The organism is Allobosea sp. BH3 (genome assembly GCF_025499465.1).
In the GTDB taxonomy this organism is placed as follows: domain Bacteria; phylum Pseudomonadota; class Alphaproteobacteria; order Rhizobiales; family Beijerinckiaceae; genus Allobosea.
This window is the reverse complement of record NZ_JAIMCA010000001.1, coordinates 700,965-712,087: the sequence shown is the minus strand read 5'-3', so window position 1 is coordinate 712,087 and position 11,123 is coordinate 700,965. Positions and strand designations below refer to the sequence as shown.

The following is an 11,123-nucleotide window of genomic DNA, read 5'->3' as shown; positions in this document are numbered from 1 at the left end:
GTCAGCTGACGAGGCGTTCGTTCGGCCGGTCCGTGCCCCACATCTTCTCGAGATTGTAGAACTGGCGCACTTCGGGCCGGAAAACGTGGACGATGATGTCGCCGGTGTCGATCAGCACCCAGTCGCAAGCCGGCATTCCCTCCACCTGCGGCGTGGGCTTCCCGGCGCTCTTGAGGGCTTCGACCAGTGCATCGCTGATGGCGGCGACGTGGCGGTTGACGTTGCCCGAGGCGATGATCATCGCGTCAGCCAGCGACGTCTTGCCGACGAGGTCGATCACCATGATGTCCTCGGCCTTCATGTCTTCCAGGACACGCTGGGCGATGGCGATGCTATCGGCGGAGGGATTATCCGCGATAGCGGCCTGGGGAAGCGGCTTCGGCTCGGCTTCGCCAAGGGTTTGACGGTTCAGTGACGTATCCTCTCGATCTCGATGCGCTCCAGGCGCGACACGGACAAAATAAGCCGAGAGCGACTAAAATTCAATCAAGATCCGCCATTTTCGGCTTGCCGGCGCAGCAATGTCGAGGACAGGGCCGAGCGCTTGCCGTGCAGGAAGACCCAGGCGGGCGGCGAGCTGAGCGGCAGGCTCGCGGCCGCGCTCTCGGGAACGCGCCAGCGCGAGAGCCAGTTGGCGGCGGGCGACGCCATGGCGCTGTGGGTCGAACCCGGCCGGTCTATGATCGCGACCGGCATCATCCGGGCGATGGTCCGCCACTCGTTCCAGCGATGAAAGCTGGCGAGATTGTCCGAGCCCATCAGCCAGACGAAGTTCACGCCCGGACAGCGGCGCTTCAGCGCGCGCAGCGTGTCGGCGGTGTAGCGGGTGCGCAGCGTCGCCTCGATGCCGGTGACATGGATGCGGGCATGGCCGGCGGCCTCTCGCGCCTGCCTGATGCGGGCGGGAAGCGGCGGCAGGCTCGCATTGTCCTTCAGCGGGTTGCCGGGCGTCACCAGCCACCAGACCCGGTCGAGCTGCAGCCGGCGCAACGCGGTGAGACTGGCGAGCCTGTGGCCGTCATGGGCGGGGTTGAAGCTGCCGCCAAACAGGCCGATGCGCAGACCGGGCGCATGGGGCGGCAGCCGCAGATGGTCCATCGTCATCGCCGGGCTTCGCCGTCAGGGCCGGGTCTGGCCGGCGCCGTGGACGCGGTACTTGAACGAGCAGAGCTGCTCGACGCCGACCGGTCCGCGCGCATGCATCCGCCCCGTCGCGATGCCGATCTCGGCGCCGAAGCCGAACTCGCCGCCATCCGCGAACTGGGTCGAGGCGTTGTGGACGACGATGGCCGAGTCGATTTCCGCCAGGAAGCGCGCGGCGGCGGCGTTGCTCGCCGTGACGATGGCGTCGGTGTGGTGCGAGCCGTAGCGCTCGATATGGTCGATGGCCGCGTCGAGGCCGGCCACCACCTTTACGGCGATGATCCGGTCGAGATACTCGGTCGACCAGTCTTCCTCGCTCGCGGGCGTGACGCGCGCATCGACGGCTTGCGTGGCGCGGTCGCCGCGCACGGCGCAGCCGGCCTCCAGAAGCGCCGTGACGAGCGGGGCGAGATGGGTCACGGCGCAGGCCTTGTCGACGAGCAGCGTCTCTGCTGCGCCGCAGACGCCGGTGCGGCGCAGCTTGGCGTTGAGAAGGATGTCGCGGGCCATCGCAAGGTTGGCCTTGCCATGGACGTAGACATGGCAGTTGCCGTCGAGATGGGCGAAGACCGGCACGCGCGCCTCGCTCTGGACGCGGGCGACGAGGCTTTTGCCCCCGCGCGGCACCACCACGTCGACATTGCCGCCGAGCCCGGTGAGGATTTCGCCCACCGCCGCGCGGTCCCGCGTCGGGACGAGCTGGATGGCGTCGCCCGGCAGGCCGGCCGCCTCCAACCCCTCGCGCATGGCGGCGGCGATCTCGGTGGAGGTGCGGAAGGAATCCGAGCCCGCGCGCAGGATCGCGGCATTGCCGCTCTTCAGGCAGAGCGACCCGGCATCAGCCGTCACGTTGGGCCGGCTCTCGAAGATCACCGCGATGACGCCCAGCGGCGTGGCGACGCGCTCGAAGCGCAGGCCGTTCGGCTGCGTCCATTCCGCCAGCACCCGCCCCAGCGGGTCGGGCAGGGCCGCGACGTCCGCGACGGCATCGGCCATGGCTGCGAGGCGTTTCTCGTCGAGGGCGAGGCGGTCCATGAAGGCGGCGCTCAAGCCCGCCTTCAGGCCGTCCGCGAGGTCCTGAGTATTGGCGGCGAGGATGCGGGCACTGTGGCTGCGCAAGGCTTTGGCCATCGCGACCAGGGCGGTGTTGCGCTGGTCGGCAGGGCTCAGCGCGACCTTGCGCGCGGCGGAGCGCGCGCGCTGGCCGATCTCCTGCATGACGAGCCCGACATCCTGCTCGGATGCGCTCGTCGCGATGATGCGCAATGCGCTGTCGCCTGTCATCTCTTGTTCAAATCCAACCCTAGACGATCGAGCTTAGCCCAGCCCGAGCGCCATGTCGTCCCGGTGGATCATCTCGGCGCGGCCGGGATAACCGAGCACCGCCTCGATGTCGCGCGAGGCCTTGCCGAGCACCAGCGCGGCTTCGCCCGCATCATAGGCGACGAGGCCGCGGCCGAGCAGCTGGCCCTTCGGATCGCGGATCAGCACGGCGTCGCCGCGCGCGAACTCGCCCTCGATGCGGCTGACGCCCACCGGCAAGAGGCTCGCGCCGCCGCGCAGCGCCCTGGCCGCGCCGGCATCGACATGGAGCGTGCCGCGCGGCTCCAGCGTGCCGGCGATCCAGGTCTTGCGGGCCGTGGCCGGAGTCGAGGCGGTGAGGAACCAAGTGCAGCGCCCGCCGGAAGCGACAGCGGCGAGCGGGTTCTTGCCGCGCCCGTCGGCGATCAGCATGTGCGTGCCGCCGGCGATCGCGATCTTGCCGGCCTCGATCTTGGTGCGCATGCCGCCGCGCGACAGCTCGGATGCGGCGCCGCCGGCCATGGCGTCGATCTCCGGCGTGATGCGTTCCACGACCGGGATGTGCCGGGCCGCCGGGTCCTTCGCGGGCGGGGCGGTATAGAGTCCGTCGATGTCGGAGAACAGCACGAGCAGATCGGCGCCCGCCATGGTGGCGACGCGGGCGGCGAGCCGGTCGTTGTCGCCGTAGCGGATTTCGGTGGTGGCGACGGTGTCGTTCTCGTTGATGACGGGGATCGCGCGCAGGTCGAGCAGGCGGCCGAGCGTGGCGCGCGCGTTAAGATAGCGCCGGCGCTCTTCGGTGTCGGCGAGCGTCAGCAGGATCTGGCCGGCGGTGAGGCCATGGGCTCCGAGCGCCTCCGCCCAGGTGCGGGCGAGCGCGATCTGGCCGACGGCGGCGGCCGCCTGGCTCTCCTCCAGCCTGAGCGGGCCCGATGGCAGGTTGAGCACGGTGCGCCCGAGCGCGATCGCGCCGGACGAGACGACGAGCACATCGGCGCCGCGTTGGTGAAGCTCGGCGAGGTCCTCTGCCAGCGCCGCGAGCCAGGCATGGCGCAGCCGGCCGCGAGCCCGGTCGACCAGCAGGCTGGAGCCGACCTTGACGACGATGCGGCGGAATTCGGAAAGCGAGGGCGTGTGCACGGCTTGGAGCGTTCTGTTGCAGGGCCTTTGCCTGTTGGCGAAAACCGGGCGCTTGTAAAGCGGCCCTGCGTCCGGGCCGGCGCGTGGCCCGCGCATCCGGCGGGAACCGTTGAAAAAGCCGTGCCGGATCACCATGTCATGAATTCGTCGCCCACCGCCTCGAAACTCGGCGTTTTGCGCTGGAAGCGGGGCTGCCGCGCGTCGATTTCGATACCAATCCTCCTCGATCTGGCTTATTGCGCCCACGCGGGCCGACAGATCGCCCGTGACAACCCGAGAGATCACCACTTGAAGAACCCGAACGACCGTAGCTTCACCGACCGCCAGGCCAATTCCGCTAAAGCCAAGCAGGCGCTTCTCGAGCGCTTCCAGGCCAGACCGAAGGCAGACGATCCGGCCATGGCGGCGCGACGCGCGGAGCGGGAAGCCATTGCTCAGGCCCGCGCCGAGCGAGAGAACGAGAAGGCAAAGATCCGAGCCGAGAACGAGCGCCTGGAAGCGCTCGAGCGTGAGCGCATCGCCGAGCTGAAGCGCCAGGAAGAAATCGCCCGCGAGGTCGCCCGCAAGGCGGAGCAGGCCAAGCGCGATGCCGAGCGCCCGCGCAAGGTGCTGCTGGAAGCCGTGCAGTACATGCAGCTGCGCACTGCCGGCAAGCGCCGCTGACGCCATTTCCCGCAGGCCGGAATCGGCCGAGGGAATGGGCGTGAAAGATCGCTGGATTCGAATTGGGGCGCCTCGGGCGCCCCTTTTCGTATGCGCGGGCCGTCGGGTGCCGTGTCCTGCACCGTGTTTCATTCCGAAGGCGCTTCGAAATCCGCCATATGATGCAGTAGCTTACGGCTGCGCGCGGATCGGCGACGCCTTGCTGCTCGCCTGGCATGGCGGGAATTTGCTCTTACCTATCGGCAAATCGAGCTGGCCGGACTAATGTCGCGCCCCGATTGAACCTTTTCCCGTCTCGCAGCGACCAACCTTGTGCGAGCCGGGATGCTCTTTGCCTTCGAGGGGCGATGCATACGGAATCGGACGAGGAACTCGTCAAACGGATCGCCTCGGGCGACCGGCTCGCGATGAAGGTGCTGTTTTCGCGGCACCAGGTGCGGGTCTACCGTTTCGTGCTGCGGCTCGTCCGCGACGAGACGCTTGCCGAGGATGTGATCAGTGACGTGTTCATGGATCTGTGGCGACAGGCCGATCGCTTCGAGGCAAGAGCCTCGGTCGCGACCTGGCTGCTCGCCATCGCCAGGAACAAGGCGTGGTCGCTCCTGCGGAAGCGCCGCGACGCCGAGCTGGACGAGGACTACGCCGACAGCATCGAGGACGAGTCCGATGGCCCCGAGGTCGTTCTGCAGAAGCAGGACAAGGGTCTCGCCATACGCGCCTGCCTCGCACGGCTTTCGGCGGAGCATCGCGAGGTCATCGACCTCGTCTACTACCACGAGACATCCGTCGAGGAGGTCGCGCGGATCGTCGGAATTCCGGAAAATACCGTCAAGACACGGCTTTTCCACGCCCGCAAGAAGCTGGGCGAAATGCTCAAGGCTGCCGGCATCGACCGTGGCTGGCCTTGAGGCGAAGACTTTGGTGAAGCGCGGCAGGGCCGCCGGAGGAGTGGCGTGATGACCGACAGCATCGCAAGCGATCCGAAGCGCCGCGAGCTCGAAGAGCTGCTGCCCTTCTACGCCAATGGCCGCATCTCGGCGTCGGACAAGCAGCGCGTCGAGACGGCTCTCGCCGGCGACGCCGATCTCGCCGCCCGGCTCGAGATCATCCGCGACGACATGGCTGAGACCGTGCTGCTCAACGAGAGCCTCGGAGCCCCCTCGCACCGGGCGCTCGAACAGCTGATGGCCGGCATCGAGGCCGCGCCCAAGCCGGTGCCGCTGCTGAGCCGCGCCAAGGGCAGCGTGGCCGGCGGCTTCCTCTCCTGGTTGGGCGGGCTGCTGGCTTCGCAGCCGCCGCGCCGCCTCGCCTATGCCAGCGCCGCCGCGGTTGCGCTGATCGCGCTGCAGGGCGTTGCGATCACGGGGCTGGCGCTGCGCGACGGGTCCAGCTTCCAGACCGCCTCGGCGCCGGGCACTCATGCCTCGGAGCGTTATGTTCTGCTGAGCTTCTCGCCCGAGGCGAGGGCCGGAGACATCGCCTCCTTCTTCAAGCGCTTCGGCGCTTCTGTCGTCGACGGGCCGCGCGCCAACGGCTTCTTCAAGGTGCGCGTCGGCGACGCTTCGCTCTCCGCCGCCCAGGTCGATGCGATCGCGGCCCGGATGAAGAGCGAGAGCACCATTATCTCCTTCGTCGCGCCGGCTCCGTGATCTTCATCACTGGCGCGGTATCGGGGCGTCATGGCATGATGTCGGCATCGCAGGAGGGGAAGGTCATGCTGTCGTCCCGGTTGGGGCTGGGGACATCGCTGGCGCGGCGCCTGGCCGGCGCCGGCCTTCTGGCGTTCGGGCTCTTCTCGATACCGGGTTTCGCGCAGGCGCAAGGACAGTTGCTGGCGCAGGCGCCGGCCGTGGAGCAGGCGCAACCCGCCGCCGGCCCGTCCGCCAATCGCTCGATGAGCGTTCCGCCGGCGATCTGGCAGCAGCCGCGCCAGCAGCGCAGCATCATCCCGGCCATGGACGAGAACCGCTTCGTGCCGGACGAGGTGCTGTTCGAGCTTGCGCCCAATGCCGAGGCGGAGGCGGTTCTGCGCCGCTACGGCGCGACGCTGATCGCGCGCCAGCGCTTCGAGCTCGCCGGAGTGACGATCATCCGCGCCAAGCTCGAGGCCGGGCGAGACCTCAGGGCCGTGCTCACCCAGATGGCGGACGACACCAGCATCGCCGGGGCGCAGCCGAATTTCCTGTTCAACCTGCAGCAGGGCTCTTCCGTCGCTCCCGACAGCACGACCGGGCCGACGACCGCCTCCTCCGACGCGACCGACCAGCCGCCGATGCCGAGCCTCAAGCTCGGCGATTCCACCACCGCCGCGCGCAGCACCGGCATGGTGCGCCGGGTGCTGCCGCCGCAATATGTGGTCGACAAGCTCAAGCTCGCCGAGGCGCGCAAGCTCGCGCTCGGGCGCGGCGTCCGGGTCGGGATGATCGATTCCGGTGTCGACATGGAGCATCCCGAGATCAGCGGCTCGGTGCAGGCCTATCTCGATGCCGTCGACGGACAGGCGACGCCGCATGCCCACGGCACCTCGATGGCGACCGCCATCATCGCTCATGGCGAGCTGCAGGGCATCGCGCCTGCCGCTCGCCTTCTGGTCGCGCGCGCCTTCGGCGGCCCGCAGGCGAATTCGGCCAACGGCAAGTCGTTCCAGATCCTGACCTCGCTGGAGTGGCTGGTCCAGCAGCGGGCCAAGATCGTCAATCTGAGCTTCGCCGGGCCGCAGGACCGCCTGCTGTCGCGAGCGCTTGCCGGCGCGAAGGAGCGCGGTGTCATCGCGGTCGCTGCCGCCGGCAATGCGGGTCCCCGCTCGGCGCCGCTCTATCCCGGTGCCGACCCCAGCGTCATCGCGGTGACGGCGACCGACGCGGAAGACCGGGTCTTCGTCGATGCCAATCGCGGCAGCTATATCGTCGTCGCGGCTCCGGGCGTCGACGTTTTGTCGGCCGAGCCTGCCGGGCGCTACGCCTTCACCTCCGGGACTTCGATCGCCGCGGCGCATGTCTCGGGGCTGGTCGCCCTTCTGGTCGAAAAGCAGCCGGAGCTCGATCTGGACAGTGCCCGCCGCATTCTTGTCGAAAGCGCGATCGATCTCGGCTCGAAGGGGCGGGACCCGACCTATGGCGCCGGGCGGATCGAGCCGACGACGGCTCTGGCGCGTGTCCTGCCGGTCGCGACGGCGCGCCCCTGAGGCTGCTCCGTCATGCGCGGGCTCGACCCAAGCGTCTCGGAAACCAGTCCCCTTTCTTGCCAGAGATTCTCGGGTCTGCGCTTCGCTTCGCCCGAGAATGACGGGCCGGTCCCAGGCCGGGCTTGATTTTCGCCGGCCGATCGTCCTGATGGCGCCATGCCTCGCCCGAAATTGCTCTTCGTTGCCACCGAGGACTGGTTCTTCGCCTCGCACTTCCTGCCGATGGCGCGGGCGGCGCGCGAGCTGGGCCTCGACGTTGCGGTCATCGCGCGCGAGCGCCATCACCGCCGCGCGATCGAGGCGACCGGCGCGAGGCTGATCGCGCTGGAGGCCGAGCGGCGCAGCCTCGATCCGCGCGCGCTCTTCCGGCAGATCATGGCGCTGAAGCGCCTGATCGCGAGAGAGAAGCCGGACATCCTGCATTGCATCGCATTGAAGCCCATCGCACTCGCTGGCTTTGCGGGCAGGCTCGCGGGCGTCGAGCGGCGTGTGTACGCGCTGACGGGGCTGGGCTTCCTTGGCGCCAGGCAGGACCGGCTCGCGGCGGCCGCGCGCTTCGCCGCCGTGACGTGGCTCAAGGCGATCGACGGACCGAAGGTCCGTTTCCTCTTTGAGAATCCAGACGATCCGGTGACGCTCGGGCTCGATCCGCAGGATGCAGGCAAGGTCGCGCTGGTCGGCGGGGCCGGTGTCGACCCGTTGATGCTGCTGCCCTCGCAGATGCCTCCGGCGCCGCCGCTCAAGGTCGCGCTGGTGGCCCGCATGCTCTGGTCGAAGGGCGTCGATCTTGCGGTCGAGGCCGTCCGCCTCGCGCGCGCCGATGGCGCCAGGGTCGAGCTCACCATCCATGGTGCGCCGGACCCGTCCAATCCCAAGGCGATTCCCGAGGCGACCCTGAAGCAATGGGCGGCCCGGCCGGGCATCAACTGGGCGGGGCCGACGCGGGACATCGACGGCGTCTGGAAGGCGCACCATCTTTGCATCCTGCCGTCGCGCGGCGGCGAGGGGCTGCCGCGGACCATCCTGGAAGCGGCTGCCTGCGGGCGGCCGATCCTGACCACCGACGTGCCGGGTTGCCGCAGCTTCGTGCGCGAAGGAAAGGACGGCATGGTCGTCCCGGTCGACGATGCGGTGGCTCTCGCCAGGGCCATGCTGGTCTTCGCGCGGGCGCCCGCGCTGGCCGAGCGGATGGGGACCAACGCGCGCAACCGCCTGCTCGACGGCCACACCGAGCGGGACGTGATGAACGCGGTCAAGGCGCTCTACCTCAGCCTGCTGGCGGCGCCGACCACGGACATCGCCGCATGAGCGACGCCGCGCCCGCGCTGGATCGGGACGCTTTCATCCGGGCGCATACGCGGCTCTTGCCTGTGCCGCACGCGCCCGAGATTTCGTTGCATGTCGCCGAGGAGGCGACAGAGCTCTGGCAGAAGACCGAGGAGGAGCTGGCCGTCATCGGTTTGCCGCCGCCGTTCTGGGCCTTCGCCTGGGCCGGCGGGCAGGCGCTGGCGCGCCATCTCCTCGACAGCCCCGGAACCGTCGCGGGCCGTCGCGTGCTGGATTTCGCCTCGGGCTCCGGCCTCGTCGCCATCACCGCCGCAAAGGCCGGCGCGGCGCAGGTCCAGGCCTGCGACATCGATGCCTTCGCCGTGGCGGCGATCGGGATCAATGCGGCGGCCAACGGCGTCACGGTGGCGGCACGCTGCGACGACCTGATCGGCCACGACGAAGGCTGGGACGTCATCTGCGCCGGCGATGTCTGCTATGAGCGGGACATGGCCGAGCGGGTCATCGCCTGGCTGACGGCCCTGTCGGCGCGGGGCGCCACGGTGCTGATCGGAGACCCCGGCCGCAGCTATCTGCCGAAGGCGGGGCTCGAAGCCATCGCGACCTATGAAGTGCCGGTGACGCGCGCGCTCGAGGATGCCGAGATCAAGCGCAGCAGCGTCTGGCGACTCATCGCGCCCGCGGCTTGACAGGCAGGGAAGCGATCCAGGAGCGCTGGGGGGAGTTGAGCCCCTGGATCGCCCTGCTCCGCCTGCGGTTGCAGACGGTGCGGCTGGCCTCGCGCTTCAGGCAGCGCGGCGGCGTCTCTGACCTTCGTTCTCCGTGCGGAAAGCGGCGACGAGGCTGGTGAGCTGGCCGATCTGATCCAGAAGGACTCTGGCCGAAGCGGCACTCTCTTCGGCCAGCGCGGCGTTCTGCTGGGTGATCTCATCCATGTGGCTGACGGTCTGGCTCATCTCGTCGATGCCGCTGGCCTGCTCGGTGGTGGCGGAAGCGATCTCCTCGACCGTGCTCGAGACCGCGGCTGAGGCCGCGACGATCTGGTCAAGCGTCTGGCCGGCCTGGCGGACGAGCTTGACGCCCTCCGCCACCTCGGCGTCCGAGGAGGAGATCAGGCCGGTGATGTCCTTGGCGGCGTCGGCCGAGCGCTGGGCGAGCGCCCGGACCTCTGCCGCGACAACGGCGAAGCCGCGCCCGGCATCGCCGGCTCGCGCCGCCTCGACGGCGGCGTTCAGGGCGAGCAGGTTGGTCTGGAAGGCGATGCCGTCAATTACGTCGGTGATCTCCGAGATGCGCTTCGAGGCCCCCTCGATCCGCGCCATGGCGTCGACGGCGTCGCGGACGATGTTGCCGCCGGTGCGGGCGACGTTGGTCGCCTCGTCGGCGAGCTGCACGGATCGGCGCGAGGCCTGGGACGAGGTCTTGACGGAGGCCGCGAGCTGCTCGGTCGTCGCCGCGCTCTCCTCCAGTGCCGAGGCCTGCTGCTCGGTGCGCGTCGAGAGGTCCTGCGAGCCGCTGCTGATCTCCTGCGAGGAGGAGGAGATCATCGTGGAGGTCACCTTGATGGTGCCGACCATCTCCTGGAGGCGCGCCATCGCGGCGTTGAAGTGATCGCGGATCTGCGCGTATTCGTCCGGGATGTCGGCGCTCATGCGATAGGTCAGGTCGCCATCGGCGAGTGCGGCCATGCTCTCGCTGACGCAGGAGATGGCGAGGTCGCGCTCGGCCGCCTTGGCCTGCTCGACCGCCTTGGCCTCGGCCTCGGCCTTCAGCCGCGCCTCCTCGGAGGCTTCGAGGTAGACGGTGATCGCGTAGTCCATGTCGAGCATCGTCGCCTTGCCCACGGCGGCAAGGGTGGCGGCGCAATCCTCGGCGCCGGGCTTGCGGGCTCCGAGCGCGCTCTTGGGCCAGTGCGACTGCACCACGCCTGCGATCAGCTTCTCAAGGATCAGGGCGTAGCCGCCGATATACCAGCGCGGTTCCAGCCCGATCCGGGCATGGACCTTGCCGACCTGCGAGACGGCGTTGATGTAGTTGGCGTCGAACTTGGCAGAAGCGATGCCGTCCCAGTGCTGGAGCTGGCGCTGCTTGGCGGCCGCGACGTGCTGCTCGCCGCTGAAGAAGCGATTGGTCTCGGGGAAGCTGCGAAGCTGCGCGTAGAAGGCATCCATCGCACCCGGCAGGGCCGCATTGACGGTTTCCCGGGAGGAGCGCAAACGAGCCTGCGCGTCCGGGCCGAGCTGCATGAAGGCAAGCCGCCGGTTGAGATGATCCATCTCGGACATGAAGGTTTCGCAGCCCCTTTGCGAGAATCCGGCCCGGCTGGGGACAGCACGCCGATTCCGCCGCCGGAGATTCCGACGATCAGCGCTTCGCCCATCCGTTGAAATTCGTTATGCTGTTG

At 69.0% G+C, this 11,123-nt stretch carries 11 protein-coding genes; 6 read left to right on the top strand and 5 right to left on the bottom strand.

What is annotated here, in order from left to right; translation table 11 throughout:
* Position 1 precedes the first annotated feature (1 nt).
* From rsfS to proB, 4 genes are all read right to left on the bottom strand, one after another.
* Positions 2 to 358: a ribosome silencing factor gene (rsfS, locus tag BoBH3_RS03395; RefSeq protein WP_262329671.1), complete on the bottom strand. Its 357-nt coding sequence runs from the start codon at positions 356 to 358 to the stop codon at positions 2 to 4.
* 128 nt (positions 359 to 486) lie between these two features.
* Entirely contained in the window at positions 487 to 1,104 is a 618-nt protein-coding gene (locus BoBH3_RS03390; RefSeq protein WP_262329335.1) for a nicotinate-nucleotide adenylyltransferase, read from the bottom strand.
* 15 nt (positions 1,105 to 1,119) lie between these two features.
* The gene (locus tag BoBH3_RS03385) at positions 1,120 to 2,427 is read right to left on the bottom strand and encodes a glutamate-5-semialdehyde dehydrogenase (RefSeq protein ID WP_262329334.1); all 1,308 of its coding nucleotides are present in this window, start codon (positions 2,425 to 2,427) and stop codon (positions 1,120 to 1,122) included.
* A 33-nt stretch (positions 2,428 to 2,460) separates the two neighbouring features.
* Complete coding sequence (gene proB, locus BoBH3_RS03380) at positions 2,461 to 3,585, bottom strand: glutamate 5-kinase (protein WP_262329333.1); 1,125 nt, start codon at positions 3,583 to 3,585, stop codon at positions 2,461 to 2,463.
* Positions 3,586 to 3,723: 138 nt separating this feature from the next.
* Here proB and BoBH3_RS03375 point away from each other — a divergent pair, with 138 nt between their 5' ends.
* From BoBH3_RS03375 to BoBH3_RS03350, 6 genes are all read left to right on the top strand, one after another.
* Positions 3,724 to 4,248, top strand: a complete 525-nt coding sequence (locus BoBH3_RS03375) for a DUF6481 family protein (protein WP_262329332.1) — start codon at positions 3,724 to 3,726, stop codon at positions 4,246 to 4,248.
* Positions 4,249 to 4,595: 347 nt separating this feature from the next.
* Positions 4,596 to 5,156, top strand: coding sequence for a sigma-70 family RNA polymerase sigma factor (locus BoBH3_RS03370; RefSeq protein WP_262329331.1), 561 nt, complete (start codon positions 4,596 to 4,598; stop codon positions 5,154 to 5,156).
* A gap of 48 nt (positions 5,157 to 5,204) precedes the next feature.
* Positions 5,205 to 5,897, top strand: a complete 693-nt coding sequence (locus tag BoBH3_RS03365) for a hypothetical protein (protein WP_262329330.1) — start codon at positions 5,205 to 5,207, stop codon at positions 5,895 to 5,897.
* A 65-nt stretch (positions 5,898 to 5,962) separates the two neighbouring features.
* A complete protein-coding gene (locus BoBH3_RS03360; protein WP_262329329.1) occupies positions 5,963 to 7,432 on the top strand; it encodes a S8 family serine peptidase in 1,470 nt (489 codons plus the stop codon).
* A gap of 156 nt (positions 7,433 to 7,588) precedes the next feature.
* Positions 7,589 to 8,740 carry a glycosyltransferase family 4 protein gene (locus tag BoBH3_RS03355; protein ID WP_262329328.1) on the top strand — a complete coding sequence of 384 codons (1,152 nt, stop codon included), beginning with the start codon at positions 7,589 to 7,591 and terminating at the stop codon, positions 8,738 to 8,740.
* Positions 8,737 to 9,408 carry a class I SAM-dependent methyltransferase gene (locus tag BoBH3_RS03350; RefSeq protein WP_262329327.1) on the top strand — a complete coding sequence of 224 codons (672 nt, stop codon included), beginning with the start codon at positions 8,737 to 8,739 and terminating at the stop codon, positions 9,406 to 9,408. Before BoBH3_RS03355 ends, BoBH3_RS03350 begins: the two co-directional genes overlap by 4 nt.
* A gap of 96 nt (positions 9,409 to 9,504) precedes the next feature.
* Here the strand turns inward: BoBH3_RS03350 and BoBH3_RS03345 are convergent, their stop codons facing one another.
* Positions 9,505 to 11,004, bottom strand: a complete 1,500-nt coding sequence (locus tag BoBH3_RS03345; RefSeq protein WP_262329326.1) for a globin-coupled sensor protein — start codon at positions 11,002 to 11,004, stop codon at positions 9,505 to 9,507.
* Positions 11,005 to 11,123 lie beyond the last annotated feature (119 nt).

What these genes read in the sequence shown, in the direction of transcription:
- BoBH3_RS03390 (WP_262329335.1), bottom strand. Translation starts at nt 1,104, where the DNA reads ATGACGATGGACCATCTGCGGCTGCCGCCCCATGCGCCCGGTCTGCGC.
- BoBH3_RS03385 (WP_262329334.1), bottom strand. Translation starts at nt 2,427, where the DNA reads ATGACAGGCGACAGCGCATTGCGCATCATCGCGACGAGCGCATCCGAG.
- BoBH3_RS03375 (WP_262329332.1), top strand. Translation starts at nt 3,724, where the DNA reads ATGAATTCGTCGCCCACCGCCTCGAAACTCGGCGTTTTGCGCTGGAAG.
- BoBH3_RS03370 (WP_262329331.1), top strand. Translation starts at nt 4,596, where the DNA reads ATGCATACGGAATCGGACGAGGAACTCGTCAAACGGATCGCCTCGGGC.
- BoBH3_RS03365 (WP_262329330.1), top strand. Translation starts at nt 5,205, where the DNA reads ATGACCGACAGCATCGCAAGCGATCCGAAGCGCCGCGAGCTCGAAGAG.
- BoBH3_RS03360 (WP_262329329.1), top strand. Translation starts at nt 5,963, where the DNA reads ATGCTGTCGTCCCGGTTGGGGCTGGGGACATCGCTGGCGCGGCGCCTG.
- BoBH3_RS03355 (WP_262329328.1), top strand. Translation starts at nt 7,589, where the DNA reads ATGCCTCGCCCGAAATTGCTCTTCGTTGCCACCGAGGACTGGTTCTTC.
- BoBH3_RS03350 (WP_262329327.1), top strand. Translation starts at nt 8,737, where the DNA reads ATGAGCGACGCCGCGCCCGCGCTGGATCGGGACGCTTTCATCCGGGCG.
- BoBH3_RS03345 (WP_262329326.1), bottom strand. Translation starts at nt 11,004, where the DNA reads ATGTCCGAGATGGATCATCTCAACCGGCGGCTTGCCTTCATGCAGCTC.